At 73.9% G+C, this 18157-nt stretch carries 17 protein-coding genes; 11 read left to right on the top strand and 6 right to left on the bottom strand.

Annotated elements, in window-relative coordinates; genetic code table 11:
• Positions 1-67: 67 nt before the first annotated feature.
• Positions 68-1042: an acyl-ACP desaturase gene (locus tag GV126_RS04225; RefSeq protein WP_159662804.1), complete on the top strand. Its 975-nt coding sequence runs from the start codon at positions 68-70 to the stop codon at positions 1040-1042.
• A 131-nt stretch (positions 1043-1173) separates the two neighbouring features.
• Here the strand turns inward: GV126_RS04225 and GV126_RS04220 are convergent, their stop codons facing one another.
• A complete protein-coding gene (locus tag GV126_RS04220) occupies positions 1174-1422 on the bottom strand; it encodes a WhiB family transcriptional regulator (protein ID WP_185947212.1) in 249 nt (82 codons plus the stop codon).
• Between the two features lie 285 nt (positions 1423-1707).
• On the opposite strand from GV126_RS04220, the gene GV126_RS04215 reads away from it, so the two are divergent.
• Positions 1708-2502 carry a VOC family protein gene (locus tag GV126_RS04215; protein WP_159662800.1) on the top strand — a complete coding sequence of 265 codons (795 nt, stop codon included), beginning with the start codon at positions 1708-1710 and terminating at the stop codon, positions 2500-2502.
• A gap of 88 nt (positions 2503-2590) precedes the next feature.
• Here the strand turns inward: GV126_RS04215 and GV126_RS04210 are convergent, their stop codons facing one another.
• Together GV126_RS04210 and ligD are read right to left on the bottom strand one after the other, a co-directional pair.
• Entirely contained in the window at positions 2591-3631 is a 1041-nt protein-coding gene (locus GV126_RS04210) for a LacI family DNA-binding transcriptional regulator (protein ID WP_159662798.1), read from the bottom strand.
• Between the two features lie 100 nt (positions 3632-3731).
• A complete protein-coding gene (gene ligD / locus GV126_RS04205) occupies positions 3732-4760 on the bottom strand; it encodes a non-homologous end-joining DNA ligase (RefSeq protein WP_159662796.1) in 1029 nt (342 codons plus the stop codon).
• A 75-nt stretch (positions 4761-4835) separates the two neighbouring features.
• On the opposite strand from ligD, the gene GV126_RS04200 reads away from it, so the two are divergent.
• Positions 4836-5915 carry an ATP-dependent DNA ligase gene (locus GV126_RS04200; RefSeq protein WP_159662794.1) on the top strand — a complete coding sequence of 360 codons (1080 nt, stop codon included), beginning with the start codon at positions 4836-4838 and terminating at the stop codon, positions 5913-5915.
• Positions 5916-5957: 42 nt separating this feature from the next.
• Here GV126_RS04200 and GV126_RS04195 read toward each other — a convergent pair whose 3' ends face one another.
• Entirely contained in the window at positions 5958-7148 is a 1191-nt protein-coding gene (locus GV126_RS04195) for a zinc-dependent alcohol dehydrogenase (protein ID WP_159662792.1), read from the bottom strand.
• A gap of 98 nt (positions 7149-7246) precedes the next feature.
• Entirely contained in the window at positions 7247-7711 is a 465-nt protein-coding gene (locus GV126_RS04190) for a MarR family winged helix-turn-helix transcriptional regulator (RefSeq protein ID WP_159662790.1), read from the bottom strand.
• A 233-nt stretch (positions 7712-7944) separates the two neighbouring features.
• Between GV126_RS04190 and GV126_RS04185 the strand changes: the two genes are divergently transcribed.
• The 8 genes from GV126_RS04185 (at position 7945) to GV126_RS04150 (ending at position 15308) form a co-directional block, all read left to right on the top strand.
• A complete protein-coding gene (locus GV126_RS04185) occupies positions 7945-8727 on the top strand; it encodes a CoA transferase subunit A (protein WP_159673299.1) in 783 nt (260 codons plus the stop codon).
• Positions 8727-9371 (top strand): CoA transferase subunit B, encoded by a 645-nt coding sequence (locus GV126_RS04180; protein ID WP_159662788.1) that lies wholly within the window; start codon positions 8727-8729, stop codon positions 9369-9371. Before GV126_RS04185 ends, GV126_RS04180 begins: the two co-directional genes overlap by 1 nt.
• Positions 9368-10570 (top strand): thiolase family protein, encoded by a 1203-nt coding sequence (locus GV126_RS04175; RefSeq protein ID WP_159662786.1) that lies wholly within the window; start codon positions 9368-9370, stop codon positions 10568-10570. Before GV126_RS04180 ends, GV126_RS04175 begins: the two co-directional genes overlap by 4 nt.
• Positions 10571-10590: 20 nt before the next feature.
• On the top strand, positions 10591-11364 hold the full coding sequence (gene pcaH, locus GV126_RS04170; RefSeq protein WP_159662784.1) for a protocatechuate 3,4-dioxygenase subunit beta: 774 nt from the start codon (positions 10591-10593) through the stop codon (positions 11362-11364).
• Between the two features lie 6 nt (positions 11365-11370).
• The gene (gene pcaG, locus GV126_RS04165) at positions 11371-11976 is read left to right on the top strand and encodes a protocatechuate 3,4-dioxygenase subunit alpha (protein WP_159662782.1); all 606 of its coding nucleotides are present in this window, start codon (positions 11371-11373) and stop codon (positions 11974-11976) included.
• Complete coding sequence (gene pcaB, locus GV126_RS04160; protein ID WP_159662781.1) at positions 11973-13322, top strand: 3-carboxy-cis,cis-muconate cycloisomerase; 1350 nt, start codon at positions 11973-11975, stop codon at positions 13320-13322. Before pcaG ends, pcaB begins: the two co-directional genes overlap by 4 nt.
• Positions 13319-14452, top strand: coding sequence for a bifunctional 3-oxoadipate enol-lactonase/4-carboxymuconolactone decarboxylase PcaDC (gene pcaDC / locus GV126_RS04155; protein WP_159662780.1), 1134 nt, complete (start codon positions 13319-13321; stop codon positions 14450-14452). The genes pcaB and pcaDC overlap by 4 nt, the downstream gene beginning before the upstream one ends.
• Positions 14453-14516: 64 nt before the next feature.
• Entirely contained in the window at positions 14517-15308 is a 792-nt protein-coding gene (locus GV126_RS04150) for an SDR family NAD(P)-dependent oxidoreductase (protein ID WP_159662779.1), read from the top strand.
• Between the two features lie 117 nt (positions 15309-15425).
• Here GV126_RS04150 and GV126_RS04145 read toward each other — a convergent pair whose 3' ends face one another.
• Positions 15426-18095, bottom strand: coding sequence for an ATP-binding protein (locus GV126_RS04145; RefSeq protein WP_159662778.1), 2670 nt, complete (start codon positions 18093-18095; stop codon positions 15426-15428).
• Positions 18096-18157: the final 62 nt, after the last annotated feature.

Raw genomic sequence — 18157 nt, 5'->3', positions numbered from 1 at the left:
ACCCACCCGTTCCCCCGCTCGCAGTCCGCTCCGGCGTCCGCCGGGGCGCGTCCCCCTGGAGTTTTGCGTGACGATCACTTCCCCTTCTCTCGCCGGCCCGTCCGTGTGGACCGACGCCCGGCTGCTGTACGCACTGGAAGAGGTGGTCGAAAAGGAACTCGACCGTCATCTGCGGGTCGCCAAGGACTGGATGCCGCACGAGTACGTCCCCTGGAGCGACGGCCGCAACTTCCCCGGCTTCTTCGAGGACGGCGAGTCCTGGGACAAGGAGCAGTCGAAGGTCACCGAGATCGGCCGCATCGCGCTGGTGGTGAACCTGCTGACCGAGGACAACCTCCCCAGCTACCACCACGAGATCGCCACGCTGTTCGGCCGCGACGGCGCCTGGGGCACCTGGGTGCACCGCTGGACCGCGGAGGAGGGCCGGCACGGCATCGTGATGCGCGACTACCTGCTGGCCTCGCGCGCGGTGGATCCCGACCAGCTGGAGCGCTTCCGCATGGCGCACATGAGCGAGGGCTTCCAGTCCGACAACCGGCACTCGATGCTGCACTCCGTCGCCTACGTCGCCTTCCAGGAACTGGCCACCCGCATCTCGCACCGCAACACCGGCCGCCAGTCCGGCGACCCGGTCTGCGACCGCATGCTGGCGCGCATCGCGACCGACGAGAACCTGCACATGGTCTTCTACCGCAACCTGCTCCAGGCGGCCTTCGAGATCGCCCCCGACCTGACGATGCGGGCGGTGCGGGACGTGGTGGTGAACTTCCGCATGCCGGGCCACGGCATCCCCGGCTTCGAACGGGCGGCGGCCCAGATGGCCATCGGCGAGGTGTACAACCTGCGCATCCACCACGACGACGTGCTGCAGCCGGTGCTGCGCTTTTTGAAGGTGATGGAGATCGACGGGCTCGGCCCCGAGGGGTGCCGGGCGCAGGAGGAACTGGGCCTGTTCCTGGGCGGCCTGGACACGGAGGCCAGCCGCTTCGACGAGAAGCTCGCCGCCCGCAAGGCCCGGATGGCGGCCCGCGCGGGCGCCTGACGCAGCACGGGCGCTTGACGCAGCACCGGTGCTTGACGCGGCACGGGTGCTTGACGCGGCACGGGTGCTTGACGCGGCACGGGTGCTTGACGCGGCACGGGTGCTTGACGCGCCGTGGGCGCGCCGGGCCGTCAGCGTGCCGCCGGGCGGCGCAGGTGCAGGCGTTCCTTCTCGGACAGGCCGCCCCAGACACCGAAGCGCTCGTCGTGGGCGAGGGCGTACTCCAGGCAGGCCGAGCGTGCCTCGCACATGCCGCAGATGCGCTTGGCCTCGCGCACGGAGCTGCCGGGTTCGGGGAAGAAGAAGTCGGCTCCGGTCTGCGCGCACAGGGCCTGCGTCTGCCAGGCGGGAAGGGCCGGGGTGAGGGTCTCGGTGTGCATGACCGACAGCGTGCCGAACGGCGAAAAACGTTCGCTCAACGCCGCATCAACACCGCCCGCCCGAACGGCCTGTACCGCCCCGGACCTCCGCGGTACCGCGCCCGGAACGCCGCGGACGGGGCCTGCGCCCCGGCCGGCAGCCCCGCCGTCGCCCCGCATGATGGCCCACGGGCCGGCCGGGGCGCACGGCGGCGCGCCCGAGGCGGGCGCTTCGGCGGCGGTTGTCGGTGGGCGGTGCGAGACTCGGCAGAGGCAGACAACGGGTCCCCGCGAAGGAGGGCGACGATGCTCACCACCCGTTTCGTCGACGGCGCGCCGAACTGGATCGACGTCGCAACCCCCGACCTCGACGGCACCCGCTCCTTCTACGGCGGGCTGTTCGGCTGGCAGTTCGAGTCCGCCGGGCCTCAGGCCGGCGGCTACGGCTTCTTCCGGTCGGACGGCCGGACCGTGGCCGGCGGGATGCCGGTCACGGCGGAGCAGGGCCCGCCCTCCTGGACGGTGTACTTCCGGACCGCCGACGCGGCGGCGACCGCCCAGGCGGCCGAGCGGGCGCACGGCAGGGTGCTGGTGCGCCCCATGGACGTGATGGGCGAGGGCCACATGGCGGTCCTGGCCGACCGGGCGGGTGTGCCGTTCGGCCTGTGGCAGCCGGGCCGGATCGAGGGGCTGGAGCGGGCCGGCGAGCCGGGGTCGCTGTGCTGGGTGGAGCTGTACACGCCGGACGTCGCGGCGGCCGCCGCGTTCTACCACCAGGTGCTGGGCCTGGAGACCTCGGGTGTCTCCTTCCCCGGCGGCACCTACACCTGCCTCAACCCGGCGGGGGCCGGGGAGGACGCCATGTTCGGCGGTGTGGTCCCGCTGGCCGACGATCCGGTCGCGGCCGAGGCCGGGCCGTCGTGGCTGGCCTACTTCGAGGTCGCGGACACGGACGCCACCGTGGACCGGGCCGTGGAGCTGGGCGGCACGGTCGCCCGGGCCGCCACCGACGTCCCGGGCGTCGGCCGCATCGCCCGGCTCACCGATCCCTACGGCGCCCGTTTCGCGGTGATCCGCAGCGCCCCGCAGCAGCAGGCGTGAGACGGACGGGCAGCCGGTTCCAGGGCGTGCTTCGAAAGGAGCGTCGTCCGCCCGGAGGGCGGGCCGGACGGGACTTTCGAAACCCGCCCTAGGCGGAAGCGCGCCGTACCAGGGTCGTGGGCAGGACGACACTGCGCGGTGCGGCGTCCTGCGGGTCCTGGCCCGTCTGCTCCCGGGCGAGCCGGCGCAGCAGCAGGCGGGCCATCAGGCGGCCCATGTGCTCGATGTCCTGACGCACGGTCGTCAGCGGCGGGTGGGTCTGCTCGGCGACGGGCAGCATGTCGTCGAAGCCGACCACGGCGACGTCCTCGGGGACCCGCAGTCCGCGCTCGCGCAGCACGCGCAGAGCGCCGGAGGCGGACAGGTCGTTGGCGGCGAACACGGCGTCCAGGCCGGGGCAGCGGTCCAGGAGGGCGCGCATGGCCCGCTCGCCGCCGGCGGGCGTGAAGTCGCCCTCGACGACGAGGTCGGGGTCGGCGCCGGGCAGGGCGTCGCGGAAGCCGTCGAGCCGGTCCACCGCCGAGGTCTGGTCGAGGGGGCCGGTGATGTGCCCGATCCGGCGCCGGCCGAGGGCGAGGAGATGCCGCACCGCCGCGCGGGCACCGCCCCGGTTGTCGCAGTCGACGTGGAGGACGTCCCCGGTGCCGTCGCTCCAGCCGGGGCGCCCGCCGAACACGGTCGGCACGCCCGCGCTCCGGATCAGTCCGGGCAGCGGGTCGTCCAGGTGGAGGGAGAAGACGAGCGCGCCGTCGACATGGCCGCCCGCGAGGTAGCGCCCGACGCGGGCGTGGTCGTCGCGTCCCTCCGTCAGCAGCAGCACCAGCTGGCAGTCGTGGGCGGTCAGTTCCTTGCTGATGCCGCGCAGCTGGAGGGCGAAGAAGGGGTCGGCGAAGACGCGGGTCTCCGGTTCGGCGACGACCACGGCGACGGCGTCGTGCCGCCGGGTCACCAGGGAGCGGGCCGCCTGGTTGGGCACGTATCCCAGTTCCTCCACGGCCCGTCTGACCCGCTCGGCCAGGGATGCGCGCACGCCGTGGGCGCCGTTGACCACCCGGGAGACCGTGGCCCTGGACACCCCCGCCCGCGCGGCCACGGCCTCCAGGGTCGGGCGCGGCGCTGTCTCGGTCACTTCGGCACTCCTCACCGGCGGGATCGCGGATCAGGATAGTCCGGCCCGGTGCCCGCCCGGTGGGCGCGGGGAAAGAGGGCGGGAACCGGTGCCCGCCCCGTCAGGACGCGGCGGGACCCTCCTCGCCCGCCCGGGCCCGGCTGGGCTGCACCCGCTTGGGCTCGCCCGGCATCTTCGGGTACTCCGGCGGGTAGGGCAGGTCGCCCAGGCCGTGGTCGCGCTCGTCGCGGGCGGCCAGCTCCAGCAGCGGTTCCAGGGAGTACGCGTGGTCGTCCATGTCGGCGTGCACGTCGCCGAGCTCGGCGAAGCGGGCGGGCATAGTGGCCAGATCGAAGTCCTGGGGGTGGGCGACTCCGACCTCCTCCCAGCGCAGGGGCGCGGAGACGGGGGCGTTCGGGCGGGGGCGCACCGAGTAGGCGGAGGCGATGGTGCGGTCCCGGGCGGTCTGGTTGTAGTCCAGGAAGATGCGGGCGCCGCGCTCCTCCTTCCACCACTTGATGGTGACCTGCTCGGGCATCCGGCGTTCCATCTCCCGCCCGACGGCGATGGCGGCCCGGCGCACCTGGGTGAAGGTCCAGCGGGGTTCGATCGGCACGAACACGTGCAGGCCGCGCCCACCGGAGGTCTTCGGCCAGCCCCGCACGCCGAACTCCTCCAGCACGGCGCGCAGTTCGTGGGCGGCGCGCACGGCGTCCTCGTAGTCGGTTCCGGGCTGGGGGTCGAGGTCGATGCGCAGTTCGTCGGGGTGGTCCACGTCGTCGCGCCGCACCGGCCAGGGGTGGAAGGTGAGCGTGCCGTACTGGGCGGCCCACACGACGGCGGCCTGTTCGGTGGGGCACATCTCGTCGGCGCTGCGGCCGCTGGGGAAGGTGATGTGGGCGGTGGGGATCCAGTCGGGCATGCCCTTGGGCGCGCGTTTTTGGAAGAACCACTCGCCGGTGATGCCGTCCGGGTAGCGCTCCAGGGTGGTGGGGCGCTCGCGCAGGGCGCGCAGGATGCCGGGGGCGACGGCCTGGTAGTAGCGGGCGACGTCCAGCTTGGTGTAGCCGCGCTCGGGGAAGAACACCTTGTCCGGGCTGGACAGCCGTACCGTCCGGCCGGCCACCTGAAGTTCCACCGCATCGCCCATGCGAGCCACGGTAGGCGTCCCCCGCACACCTCGCACACCGGGCGAACCCTGTCGGGTGCGCGCACAATCGCAGGCATGGACCTGCCGGTGATGCCGCCCGTGAAGCCGATGCTCGCCAAGTCGGTGGCGAGGATCCCGCTCGGCATGCAGTACGAGGCCAAGTGGGACGGGTTCCGGTCGATCGTGTTCCGCGACGGCGCCGAGGTCGAGCTGGGCAGCCGTACCGGCAAGCCGCTGACCCGGTACTTCCCCGAGCTGGTCGAGGCGCTGAAGGAGCGGGTGCCCGAGCGGTGTGTGCTGGACGGGGAGATCGTGATCGCACGGGAGGGGCGGCTGGACTTCGACGCGCTGACCGAGCGGATCCACCCGGCCGAGACGCGGGTGCGGATGCTGGCGGAGCGGACGCCGGCGTCGTTCGTGGCGTTCGATCTGCTCGCGCTGGACGACGAGTCGTTGCTCGACGTGCCGCTGTCGGACCGGCGGGCGTTGCTGGACCGGGCGCTCGCACACGTCACGGCGCCGGTGCACGTGGCGCCGGCGACGACGGACATCGAGGTGGCCCGGCAGTGGTTCGAGCAGTACGAGGGCGCCGGGCTGGACGGTGTGGTCGCCAAGCCGCCCGGGCTGCGCTATCTGCAGGACGAGCGGGCCATGTTCAAGATCAAGCACGAGCGGACGGCGGACGTGGTGGTCGCCGGGTACCGCCACCACAAGAGCGGGCCCGTCGTCGGCTCGCTGCTGCTCGGCCTGTACGACGACGCCGGCCGGCTGCAGCACGTGGGCGTGTCGGCGGCCTTCTCGATGAAGAAGCGCGCCGAGCTGATCGAGGAGCTCGAGCCGCTGCGGATGGACGACGTCGGCGGGCATCCGTGGGCGGCGTGGTCGGAGGAGGCCGCGCACGCCTCGGCCCGGCTGCCGGGCGCGCCGAGCCGCTGGTCGGGCAAGAAGGACCTGTCCTGGGTGCCGCTCCGGCCCGAGCGGGTGGCCGAGGTGGCCTACGACCACATGGAGAACGGGGAGCGGTTCCGGCACACGGCGCGTTTTCGCCGCTGGCGCCCGGACCGCACCCCGGACAGCTGCACCTACGCCCAGTTGGAGGAGCCGGTGCGCTACGACCTCGCACAGATCCTGGGCTCGCCGCCCCGCACCGCCTGACGCACCGCCTGGTTGTCCGCGGACACCCGCTCGGCGGGTCGCTCAGGGCGTCATCAGCACCTTGATCGCGCCGTCCTGCTTGCGCTGGAACATCTCGTACGCGTGCGGCGCGTCCGACAGCGGCACCCGGTGCGTGGCGAAGTCGTCGACGCCGAGCGGGTCCGCGTCCGTCAGGTAGGGAATGATCTCGTCGGTCCAGCGGCGGACGTTGGCCTGGCCCATCCGGATCTGCAGCTGCTTGTCGAACATGGTGAGCATCGGCAGCGGGTCGGCCGAGCCGCCGTACACGCCGGACAGGGAGATGGTGCCGCCGCGGCGCACCAGCTCGATGGCCATGTGGAAGGCGGCCAGCCGGTCGACGCTGAACCGTTCGGCGAGCGGGCCGCTCAGCGTGCGCGGCATGACCGCGGCGGCCTGCTGCACCATGCGGGCGGCGGCGCTGCCGTGCGCCTCGGTGCCGACCGCGTCGATCACGGCGTCCGGGCCGCGCCCCTCGGTCTCGTCCCGGATCGCGGCGACCAGGTCCTTCTCGTGGTCGAAGCCGCGCAGGTCGTAGGGCTGCACGCCGTCGCGGCGGGCCCGCGCCAGCCGCTCGGGGACCAGGTCCACGCCGAAGACCCGCTCGGCGCCGCGCGCCAGGGCGACCCGGCAGGCCATGTCGCCGATCGGGCCGAGCCCCAGCACGGCGACGGTGCCGCCGCGCGGGACGTCGGCGTAGGCGACGGCCTGCCAGGCGGTGGGCAGCACGTCGGAGAGGTAGACGAAGCGGTCGTCGGCCGGACCATGGGGGATCTTGATCGGGCCGTAGTGGGCCTGCGGCACGCGCAGGTACTGGGCCTGGGCGCCCGGGACGGCGCCGTACAGGCGGGTGGAGCCGAACAGGGGGGCGCCCCCGCCCTCCCTGGGGGCCTGGGGGGGCTCGCACTGGGGCTGCAGGCCCGCCGCGCACATGAAGCAGCGGCCGCAGGAGATCTGGAAGGGGACCACCACCCGGTCGCCCACCTGGAGGTTCGTCACCTCGGGGCCGACCTCCTCGACGATGCCGATCGGTTCGTGGCCGAGGATGTCGCCGGGTGTCATGAACGGGGTGAGCACTTCGTACAGGTGCAGGTCGGAGCCGCACAGGCCGGTCGAGGTGACCCGGATGACGGCGTCCGTCGGCTCCTGGATCTTCGGATCGGGGACGTCCTCCACCCGGACGTCGCGCTTGCCCTGCCAGGTGACTGCCTTCATCGTGTAGCGCCCCTTCGTTCGCGCTGCGTCGCCTTCGCAGGCGCCCGGGTCCCCGGGCGCCCGGCCGGCGAACCGCGGCGGGCGGGGGGCCGGGCCGCTCAGCGCTGGGCGACGCCGGGCTCCGCGGGGTGGCGCAGGTGCTCGGCGGCGTCCGCGACCCGCCGGATCAGGTCGAAGAACTGGGCCCGCTCCTCGGCGCTGAGCGGGCTGAGGAAGACCTGGTTCATGCGGGCCGTGCGCACGGTGAGCCTGCGGTGGGTGCGCTCGCCCTCGTCGGTCAGCCGCAGCAGGAAGCGCCGGCCGTCCTGCGGGTCGCGCACTTTGTCGAGCAGGCCGCGGCGGCCGAGGCGGCTGATGACCTCGGCGATGGTGGAGCGGTCCAGGCCCACCCGCTCCCCCACCGTGCGCTGGTCGAGCCCCGGCTCGGCGACCAGGGCGTTGAGGACCGCGAACTGCGGCGAGGTGATCTCCTCGGAGACCATCGTGTTCCACAGCAGGTAGTGGGCCTGCTGCAGCCGCCGGGCCAGGTGCCCGGGGTGGGTCGTGAGGTCCTCCGCGGCCATGTGCGCTCCTCGCATGGGTCGATCGCTGCGACGTCGGTATTTCGTAGGTGCACTGAACGATACAGGCACGGTCGCCCCTTCGGCCCGACCCGCTGTCCGCCGGGCGAACCCCATTTCATGGGGGTATTGACTGGCCAGCCGTCCAGTGGCAGCGTGAGGGAAACCTCGCGGAAATAATCAGTGCCCTGACTATCCGGGCGCTGAGACGCTCGGTAGAGATGAGGCTTGTTTCGATGGACAAGGTGGTCGCCACGGCCGTGGAGGCGGTGGCCGATGTGCCGGACGGCGCGTCGCTGGCGGTGGGCGGATTCGGGCTGAGCGGCGTGCCCAACGTGCTGATCCAGGCGCTGTACGAGCGCGGGGTCGGTGGGCTGTCGGTCGTGTCCAACAACTGCGGTGCGATGGAGTCCGGGCTGGCGGTGCTGCTGGCGGCGGGGCGGATCGCCCGGGTGACCGGTTCGTACATCGGCGCGAACAAGGAGTTCGCCCGCCAGTACCTGGCCGGTGAGCTGGAGGTCGAGCTGATCCCGCAGGGCACGCTCGCCGAGCGGCTGCGCGCGGGCGGTGCCGGGATCCCCGCCTTCTACACCCCGGCCGGGGTGGGCACGCAGGTCGCCGAGGGCGGGCTGCCCTGGCGTTACGACGGCAACGGCGGGGTGGCGCTGGCCTCGCCGCCCAAGGAGGTCCGTGCGTTCGACGGCGTCGAGTACGTCCTGGAGCGCGGGATCCGCACCGACTTCGCCCTGGTCCGGGCCGCGAAGGGCGACCGGCACGGCAACCTGGTCTTCAACAAGTCCTCCCGCAACTTCAACCCGCTGGCCGCGATGGCCGGCAAGGTGACGATCGCCGAGGTGGAGGAGCTGGTGGAGCCCGGCGAGATCGACCCGGACACGGTGCACCTGCCGGGCATCTTCGTGCAGCGCGTCCTGGCACTGACGCCCGAGCAGGTGGCGGACAAGAAGATCGAGAAGCGGACGGTGTCCACGCCCGCCGCGCAGGGGACGGAGGGCGCCTGATGGCCTGGACGCGTGAGGAGATGGCCGCCCGGGCGGCCCGGGAGCTGCGGGACGGCCAGTACGTCAACCTCGGCATCGGCCTGCCGACCCTCATCCCCAACTACCTGCCGAAGGGCGTGGAGGTGGTGCTGGAGTCGGAGAACGGCATCCTGGGCACCGGCCCCTACCCCACCGAGGACCAGGTCGACCCGGACCTGATCAACGCCGGCAAGGAGACCGTCACGGTCCTGCCCGGCGCGAGCTTCTTCGACTCCGCCCTGTCCTTCGGCATGATCCGCGGCGGGCACATCGACGTCGCCGTGCTCGGCGCCATGCAGGTCTCCGCCACGGGCGACCTGGCCAACTGGGCCATCCCCGGCAAGATGATCACCGGGATCGGCGGGGCGATGGACCTCGTCCACGGCGCCCGCACCGTCATCGTCGTCATGACCCACACCGCCAAGGACGGCTCCCCCAAGATCCTCAAGGAGTGCGCGCTGCCGCTGACCGGCAAGGGCTGCGTGAACCGGATCATCACCGACCTCGGCGTCCTGGACGTCACGCCGGACGGGCTCGTGCTGACCGAGTGCGCCCCGGGTGTGAGCGTGGAGGAGATCACCGCCAAGACCGACGCCGAGCTGACTGTCGCAAAGGACCTGCTGTGAAGGACGTCTACCTCGTCGATGCCGTCCGCACCCCGTTCGGCAAGTACAACGGCTCCCTGGCGGGCGTACGCCCCGACGACCTGGCCGCCCACACCGTCCGGGAGCTGCTGGCCCGCACCCCCGCCCTGGACCCGGCCCGGATCGACGACGTCTACTACGGCAACGCCAACGGCGCCGGCGAGGAGAACCGCAACGTCGCCCGCATGGCCGCCCTGCTCGCCGGCCTGCCCACCTCCGTGCCCGGCGCGACCGTCAACCGGCTGTGCGCCTCCGGCCTGGAGGCCGTGATCCAGGCCGCCCGTGCCATCGCCCTGGGCGACGCCTCGATCGCGCTGGCCGGCGGCGTGGAGTCCATGACCCGCGCCCCCTACGTCCTGCCCAAGAGCGACAAGCCCTTCCCGGCCGGGCACGCCGAGCTGTACTCCACCACGCTCGGCTGGCGCATGGTCAACCCGAGGATGAACCCGCAGTGGACCATCGCGCTCGGCGAGTCCGCGGAGCTGATCGCGGACAAGCACAAGATCGGCCGGGAGCAGCAGGACGAGTTCGCCCTGCACAGCCACGAGAAGGCCGCCCGGGCGCAGGCCGACGGCCTGTTCGACGCCGAGATCGTCCCGGTGAGCGTCCCGCAGCGCAAGGGCGAGCCGGCCGTCTTCGCCGCCGACGAGTGCGTACGCACGAACGCCTCCCTGGAGGCGATGGCCAAGCTCAAGCCGTCCTTCCGGAAGGAGAACGGCACCGTCACCGCGGGCAACGCCTCCCCGCTCAACGACGGCGCCGCCGCCCTCCTGCTCACCGACGAGGAGGGGCTGAAGGCCACCGGCCGCGAGCCGCTGGCCAGGATCTCGGCCACCGGGGTGTTCGCCACCGACCCGCAGTACTTCGGGCTGGCCCCCGTCGAGGCGGTCAACCGGGCGCTGGCCAAGGCCGGGAAGTCGTTCGCCGACCTGGACGTCCTGGAACTCAACGAGGCCTTCGCCGCGCAGGTGCTCGGCTGTGTGGCCGAGTGGCCCGAGTTCGACCCGGCGATCCTCAACCCGCAGGGCGGTGCCATCGCCCTGGGTCACCCGCTGGGCGCCTCCGGTGCCCGCCTCGCCGGCACCGTCGCCCACCAGCTCGCCCGCAAGGGCTCGGGCACCGGCGTCGCCACCCTCTGCATCGGCGTCGGCCAGGGCCTCGCCCTCGTCCTCGAACGCTAAGGAAGCGTCAGGTAACCGTCATGACCCTCACCCAGCACGACATCGACCAGGAGATCGCGGCCGAGCACGCCGCGTACGAGAAGCGGGTCGCCGAGGGCGCGCCCGTGGAGCACCACCCGCGGCGCGACTACGCCCCCTACCGCTCCTCCGTCCTGCGCCACCCCAAGCAGCCGCTGGTCGCCATCGACGTCAGCAAGGACCCGGAGCTGGTGGAGCTGTCCTCGCCGGCCTTCGGCGAGCGGGACATCACCGAGATCGACAACGACCTCACCCGCCAGCACGCCGGGGAGCCGATCGGTGAGCGGATCACCGTCTCCGGCCGGCTGCTCGACCGCGACGGGCGTCCGGTCCGGGGCCAGCTCGTCGAGATCTGGCAGGCCAACTCCGCGGGCCGCTACGCCCACCAGCGCGAGCAGCACGACGCCCCGCTGGACCCGAACTTCACCGGGGTCGGCCGCACCCTGACCGACGCCGAGGGCCGCTACCACTTCACCACCATCCAGCCCGGCCCCTACCCGTGGCGCAACCACCTCAACGCCTGGCGGCCCGCGCACATCCACTTCTCGGTGTTCGGCTCGGCCTTCACCCAGCGGCTCGTGACGCAGATGTACTTCCCCAACGACCCGCTCTTCCCGTACGACCCGATCCTGCAGTCCGTGACGGACGACGCCGCCCGGCAGCGGCTGGTCGCCACCTACGACCACAGCCTGTCGGTGCCGGAGTTCTCGCTGGGCTACCACTGGGACATCGTGCTGGACGGCCCGCACGCCACCTGGATCGAAGAAGGACGCTGACCCGCCATGACGAAGATCGACACGAGCAGCCCGGAGAACGTGCTGCCCACCCCGTCGCACACCGTGGGCCCGTTCTACGGCTACGCGCTGCCGTTCCGCGGCGGTGAGGACGTCGCCCCGCTCGGCCACCCGGACACCGTCACCGTGCACGGCTACGTCACCGACGGCGAGGGCAAGCCGCTGCCGGACGCCCTGGTGGAGGTGTGGGGAGCGGCCCCGGACGGCACGGTGCCCACCACCGACGGCTCGATGCGCCGCGACCCGGCCACCGGGGACTTCCTCGGCCGCAACGGGGTGGAGTTCACCGGCTTCGGACGGATCCAGACCGACACCGACGGCCACTGGTACGTGCGCACGCTGCGCCCCGGCGCACGTGGCGGCAGCGCCCCCTACCTCAGCGTGTGCGTGTTCGCGCGCGGCCTGCTGGTGCACCTGTTCACCCGGATCTACTTCCCCGGTGACGAGGCCGCCCTGGCCGCCGACCCGCTGCTCGCCCGGCTTCAGGACGAGCGGCGCGCCACGCTGATCGCCCGGGAGGAGAGCAGCGGCACGTACCGTTTCGACATCCGCCTTCAGGGCGAGGGCGAGACGGTCTTCCTGGAGTTCCGGTGACACACCCCGCACCACCTTCCGCCGACGCCGGGCTGCTCGGGCCCGGCTGGGCCGGCTCCGACGCCGCGGCCGCCACGGGCGACGCCGCCTTCCTGCAGGCGCTGCTGGACGCCGAGGCCGCCCTCACCCGGGCCCAGGCCGCGCTCGGCCTCGCCCCCGAGGCGGCGGCCGAGGCGGTGACCCGGACGGCCCGGGCGGACCGTTTCGACGCGGACGGGCTCGCCGAGCGCGCCCGCTCGGGCGGCAACCCCGTGATCCCCCTGGTCGCGGACCTGACGCAGGCGGTCGGCACGGAGTACGGCCCGTTCGTGCACCGGGGCGCGACCAGCCAGGACATCATGGACACCGCGATGATGCTGGTGGCCGCGCGCACCGTCGACCTGGTCCTGGCCGACCTGGCGCGCACGGAGGCGGCGCTGGCCCGGCTGGCCGCCGCCCACCGCGACACGGCGATGCCCGGCCGGACCCTGACCCAGCACGCCGTGCCGACCACGTTCGGTCTGAAGGCGGCCGGATGGCGGTCGCTGGTGCTGGACGCCCGGGACCGCCTGGTCCGCGTCCGCACGTCGCTGCCCGTGCAACTCGGCGGCGCGGCGGGCACGTTGGCGGCGTTCTCGGCGTACGGCGCGCCGGACGCGACCGCCCTGCCCGAGGCGTACGCCCGTGAGCTGGGCCTCGCCGCCCCCCTGCTGCCCTGGCACACCCTGCGCACCCCGGTCGCCGACCTCGCCGGCTGTCTCGCCTTCACGGCCGGGGCGCTGGGCAAGACGGCGGTGGACGTGCTCACACTGGCCCGTACGGAGATCGCCGAGCTGGCCGAGGGCAGCGGCGGCGGGTCCTCGGCCATGCCGCACAAGGCGAACCCGGTGCGGGCCACGCTGATCGCGGCAGCGGCCCGCCGCGCCCCGCAGCTCGCGGCCACGCTGTACGCGTCGATGGCGGCTGAGGACGAGCGTCCGGCGGGTGCCTGGCACGCCGAGTGGGAGCCGCTGAGGGACCTGCTGCGGCTGGTCGGCGGCGCCGCCCGCGACGCGGCCGAACTGGCCGAAGGGCTGCGGGTGGACGCCGACGCGATGCGCGCCCACCTGGACCTCACCCACGGCCTGATCGTCTCCGAGCGGCTGTCGGCCGCGCTGGCACCGCTGCTCGGCCGGGCCCGTGCCAAGGAACTGCTCACGGAGCTGGCCCGCCGCACCTACCGCGAAGGCCGCGCCCTCGGTGAACTCCTCGCCGAGCAGCCGGAGTTGAAGGACCGCGACGACCTGGATCCGGCCGAGCTGACCGACCCCACCCGCTACACCGGCTCCGCCGGAGCCCTCACCGACCGTGCTCTGGAGCGACGTTGACACTGCACCACCTCCTGGAAGGCCCCGCCTCGGCTCCCCCGCTGCTGCTCGGGCCGTCGCTGGGCACCTCCCTCGCCCTGTGGGACGAGGTCGCCCCCGAACTGGCGATCTCCCACCGCGTCGTGCGCTGGGACCTGCCCGGGCACGGCGGCTCGGCCGGGGACCTCCTCGGGCCCGGCGCCGCCGTCGCCGACCTGGCCGGGCTGGTACTGGACCTCGCGGACTCCCTCGGCATCGAGCGCTTCGCCTACGCGGGCGTGTCGCTGGGCGGCGCGGTGGGCCTGCACCTGGCCGTGCACCACCCCGAGCGGGTGACCTCGCTGGCGGTGATCTGCTCCTCCGCCCACTTCGACGGGACCCGGGCCTGGCAGGAGCGGGCCGAGCGGGTCCGCCGCGAGGGCCTTGAGTGGCTGGTGGAGAGCGCGGACGCCCGGTGGTTCGCCGGGGACTTCACCGTGCCGGAGCTGGTCCGCGACCACCGCGAGGCCGACCCGGAGGCGTACGCCGCCTGCTGCGACGCGCTGGCCGCGTTCGACCTGACCGAGCGGCTCACGGACATCGGTGCGCCCACGCTGCTGGTCGCCGGCCGCGAGGACCCGGCGACCCCGCCCGCGCATCTGCGGCAGATCGCCGACGCGGTCCCCGGCTCGACCCTGGTGGAGATCCCCGGCGCCTCGCACCTGGCGCCCGCGCAGTGCCCCGAGGCGGTGCTGGCGGCACTGCGCACCCACCTGGACGGCACGCCCCGGCGCGGTATGCGGGTGCGGCGCGCGGTGCTGGGCGACGCGCACGTGGACCGCGCGCAGGCCCGGCAGACGCCGTTCACGGCCCGGTTCCAGGACTTCATCTCCCGCTACGCCTGGGGCGAGATCTGGACCGACGACACGCTGACCCGGCGCGAGCGCAGCATGATCACCATGACCGCGCTGGTGGCGCACGGCCACTACGACGAACTGGCGATGCACGTGCGGGCGGCCCGCCGCAACGGGCTCAGCCACGAGGAGATCGGCGCGGTGCTGCTGCAGAGCGCGGTGTACTGCGGCGTCCCGGCGGCGAACTCGGCGTTCGCGGTGGCCCAGCGGGTGCTGGCGGAGGAGGCCGGGGAGACCGGGAAGCCCGAGGGAGAGTGACCCTGGTGGTCCTACCCTCACCGTAGGCACGCCGGCCGCGGCACGGTGTGCCTACGGTGGGGGCATGTCCACTGTTCTGATCACCGGCGCCACCTCCGGGCTGGGCCGGTACCTCGCCTTCGCCCTGGTCCGCTCGGGCCACGTCGTGCTGGCCCACGGCCGGGACGCGGCCCGCACCGACCGGCTGGTCCAGGAGCTGCGCGCCGAGGGCGAGGCGCAGGGGTTCGTCGCCGACCTCGCCTCGCTCGCGCAGGTCCGCGCGCTGGGCGCCGAGGTCGCCGCGGCCCGCCCGGACCTCGACGTGCTGATCAACAACGCCGGGGTGGGCAGCGGCGACCCCGGCGCGCCGCGCGAGGTCAGCGCGGACGGGCACGAGCTGCGGCTCGCGGTGAACTACCTGGCGCCCGTCGTGCTGACCCGGGCGCTGCTGCCGGTGCTGCGCGCGGGCGCGGCCGCCCGGATCGTCAACGTCGGCTCGGCCGGCCAGGAGCCGCTGGACTTCTCCGACCCCGAACTGACCCGCGGCTACAGCGGGGTGGCGGCCTACTGCCGCAGCAAGTTCGCGCTCGCCGCCCACACCTTCACCCTCGCCGAGGAACTGGCGGGCAGCGGCGTCGCGGTGAACGTGCTGCACCCGGCGACCTACATGGACACCGCCATGGTCCGGGAGGCCGGCATCGCCCCGTGGAACTCCGTCGCCGACGGCGCGGCGGCCGTGCTGGCCCTGGCCACCGGGGAGGTGGGCTCGGGCCGCTACTTCGACGGCACCCGCCCGGCCCGGGCGCACCAGGACGCCTACGACCCCGGGGTGCGCAGACGCCTGGCGGCGGTGACCGACCAGCTGCTCGGCCTGTGAGCCGGAGGTGACGGCACCTCCACTCGGACCGTGAGCCCGCAGGTGGCCGCCCAGCTGCTCGGATGGCGAGCCGGAGGTGACCGGCCGGCTGACGTCCGCGAGCGGCCGGGCCGCGGCTCAGCCCCGCACGGACTCCAGCACCTGGCGTGCCCGCGCCGCCAGCCCGTCCGCGCCGCACGAGCGGGCCAGTGCCAGCCCGCGGTCGAGTTCGGCGGCCGAGCGGGAGGCGATGCCGTACTCGACGCGGGCGGCGGCGTGTTCGTACTGGCAGGGGGAGGCCTCCAGGTAGGCGACGGCCTGGGCGGCCAGCCGGACCGCGCGCCGGCCGGTCTCCAGGGCCGCGGCGCAGCGCAGCGCCTCTCCTATGGCGGTGTCGGTGCCGAACCGCTCGGCCTGCCGGCGTACGTCGGCGGCGAGCGAGGCGGCCCGGGCCGGGTCCTCGCCGGCCAGGGCGCGGGCCAGGTCGGCGGCCCACGGCACCATCACCGGGTTGTGGTGGCCGCGGACGGCGGCGGCCTTCTCGGCGGCCTCCAGCTCGCTCACGCCCTCCTCGGTGCGGCCGGTGGCGAGCAGCAGCCGGCCGCGGGCGCTGCGCGGGTCGGGGATGACGATGGTGGCCGGGTAGGGCGGGGCGAACTCGTAGCGTTCGGCGACCTCCCAGGCCTCCTCGACGTGGCCGCGGGCCAGCAGGGTGTCGACGAGGTTGCAGGTGGCGGTCCAGTACAGGGGCAGGCCGCGGCCGACGCGTTCGGCCAGGCGCAGCGACTCGCGCAGGGACGCCTCGGCCTCCTTCAGCCGGCCGCGCCTGCGGTGCCCGAGGCCGACGTAGGCGTGGGCGAGGGCGAGGTGGCCGCCGCTCCAGCCGGCCCGCTCGTAGGCGCGCAGACCTTCGTTGTACAAAGCCTCGGCGCGGTCGAGGCGGTCGCAGTAGGCGTAGGCGCTGGCGAGCATCAGCAGCAGTTCGATGCCCCACTCGGGGTCGGTCCAGCCCAGTCCGGGCGCGAGGCGGCCGTTGACGAGGGCGCGGTCGCACAGTTCGACGACTTCCTCGGCGTTCTCGCCGCGGGTCATGGCGGCGAAGCCGCGCAGGATCAGCAGGGCGCGTTCGGAGTTGTCGCGGCCGGTGCAGTTCGCGGCGAGCGCGGCCAGCCGCTCGGAGCGGTCGGGCGAGACGGCCTCGCCGGCGTGCAGCCCCTCCCACATGTACTGCACGGCGTGCAGCCGCAGCCGGGTGGGGCCCGGTTCGTGCCGGGCCGCCTCGGCCTCGACGGTGCGGACGGCCTCGTGGAGCTGGTTGTTGTGCAGCAGCGCCTGGGACAGCCGCCACACGGCGTCCACGCGGGTGTCGCCGTCCAGTCCGGGCATGCTGAGCGCCATGTGCAGGTGCTCGATGGTGGTGGCGGGCGCGGTCAGCAGGGTGGCGCAGCCCAGTTCGTACAGCACGTGCGCGCGCAGTTCGGGCGGGGGCGGCTCCAGCAGGGCCCGCTCCAGGCAGCGGCGGGCCGCGTCGGGCGCCCCGACGGCGAGGTGTTCGCGGGCGGCCTGGCGCAGCTGCTCGACGAGTTCCTCGTCGTCGTCCGGGTGGACCTGCAGCAGGTGCCGGGAGGCCGCGGCGGCACCGAGCCCGGAGTCGGCGACGACCTGGGCGGCGATGCCGTGCATGGCGGTGCGCAGCGCGTCGGGGATGGAGTCGTAGACGGCGGTGGCGATCAGCGGGTGCACGAACTCCAGCTCGTCGCCGGCGGGCGCGGTCGCCGGGTCGGGTGCGGTGAGGATGCGGGCGCCGCGCAGGAGTTCGGCGCAGCGCAGCGCGTCCTCGCGGGACATGGTGGCCAGGCGGGCGACGAGGTCGACGGAGATGCCGGTGCCGAGGATGGCGGCGGCCCAGGCGAACCGGGTGGCGTCGATGCCGAGTTCCTCCAGGCGGGCGACGAGGCCGCCGCCGCGGGCGGAGCGGTTCAGCTCGCGCAGTTCGCCGGCCCGGGCCTCGACCGGCGGCAGTTCGCTGTCGCGGACCTTGGCGAGCAGTTCGACGGTCTCGTACGGGTTGCCGCCGGTGACCGCCCACACCTCGCGGCAGAACGCGGCGTCGGCGTGTGGGCCGAGAGCGCTGCGGGTGAGTCCGGCGGTGGCCTCGGGCGAGAGCGTGGTGAGGGTGCGCACGCCCGCGGCGGCGGCGACCTGGTCGAGCAGGACGGCGCCGGCCCCGTCCACCTCGCCGGGCCGACGCGTGACCACGACGAGCACGGACAGCTCCTTCAGACGCCCGGCGAACGCGGCGAGCCAGCGCAGGGTCTCCTCGTCGGCCCAGTGGGCGTCGTCGATCAGCAGCACCAGCGGCCACTCGCGTCCGGCCAGCCGGCTCACGGCGGCGACCAGGCCGTCGCACACGCCCTGCGGGTCCGCGTGCCGGTCCCCGGGGTCCGCTATGCCGAGGGCGGGGCCGGCGATGCCGTACCAGTCGCCGAGGTACTCGCGGGCCTCCTCCGGCATCAGGGAGATCAGCGCGGGCTGCAGCAACTGCCGTACGACGTTGAACGGCACGGAGCGCAGGATCTCGCCGCCGCGGGCCGACCACACGGTGCAGCCGCGCTCCTCGGCGATGCGCCGGGTCTCGGCCAGCAGGGCGGTCTTGCCGAGCCCCGCCTCGCCCTGGAACATCAGCAGCCCTCCGCGGGAGGACTGGTCGGCGCACAGCGTCTCCACCGCGCGCAGGACGGCGGTGACTTCCTCGTCGCGCTCCCACAGGGAAGCCGAGGCGGCCGCACCCGGCCGTACCTGCGTCATCCCGCTACCTCCCCAAGTCGCCCGAACGACGTACGGAACCCGAGCGTAGTCCCCCGACGGCC

This window comes from Streptomyces mexicanus (assembly GCF_902506575.1).
GTDB lineage: Bacteria > Actinomycetota > Actinomycetes > Streptomycetales > Streptomycetaceae > Streptomyces > Streptomyces mexicanus.
This window is presented reverse-complemented; position numbering and strand designations above follow the sequence as displayed.

Excerpts from the sequence above, each read along its gene's own strand:
- GV126_RS04220 (WP_185947212.1), bottom strand. The coding sequence starts at position 1,422 with ATGCACACCGAGACCCTCACCCCGGCCCTTCCCGCCTGGCAGACGCAG.
- GV126_RS04215 (WP_159662800.1), top strand. The coding sequence starts at position 1,708 with ATGCTCACCACCCGTTTCGTCGACGGCGCGCCGAACTGGATCGACGTC.
- ligD (WP_159662796.1), bottom strand. The coding sequence starts at position 4,760 with ATGGGCGATGCGGTGGAACTTCAGGTGGCCGGCCGGACGGTACGGCTG.
- GV126_RS04200 (WP_159662794.1), top strand. The coding sequence starts at position 4,836 with ATGGACCTGCCGGTGATGCCGCCCGTGAAGCCGATGCTCGCCAAGTCG.
- GV126_RS04195 (WP_159662792.1), bottom strand. The coding sequence starts at position 7,148 with ATGAAGGCAGTCACCTGGCAGGGCAAGCGCGACGTCCGGGTGGAGGAC.
- GV126_RS04190 (WP_159662790.1), bottom strand. The coding sequence starts at position 7,711 with ATGGCCGCGGAGGACCTCACGACCCACCCCGGGCACCTGGCCCGGCGG.
- GV126_RS04185 (WP_159673299.1), top strand. The coding sequence starts at position 7,945 with ATGGACAAGGTGGTCGCCACGGCCGTGGAGGCGGTGGCCGATGTGCCG.
- GV126_RS04180 (WP_159662788.1), top strand. The coding sequence starts at position 8,727 with ATGGCCTGGACGCGTGAGGAGATGGCCGCCCGGGCGGCCCGGGAGCTG.
- pcaH (WP_159662784.1), top strand. The coding sequence starts at position 10,591 with ATGACCCTCACCCAGCACGACATCGACCAGGAGATCGCGGCCGAGCAC.
- pcaG (WP_159662782.1), top strand. The coding sequence starts at position 11,371 with ATGACGAAGATCGACACGAGCAGCCCGGAGAACGTGCTGCCCACCCCG.
- GV126_RS04150 (WP_159662779.1), top strand. The coding sequence starts at position 14,517 with ATGTCCACTGTTCTGATCACCGGCGCCACCTCCGGGCTGGGCCGGTAC.
- GV126_RS04145 (WP_159662778.1), bottom strand. The coding sequence starts at position 18,095 with ATGACGCAGGTACGGCCGGGTGCGGCCGCCTCGGCTTCCCTGTGGGAG.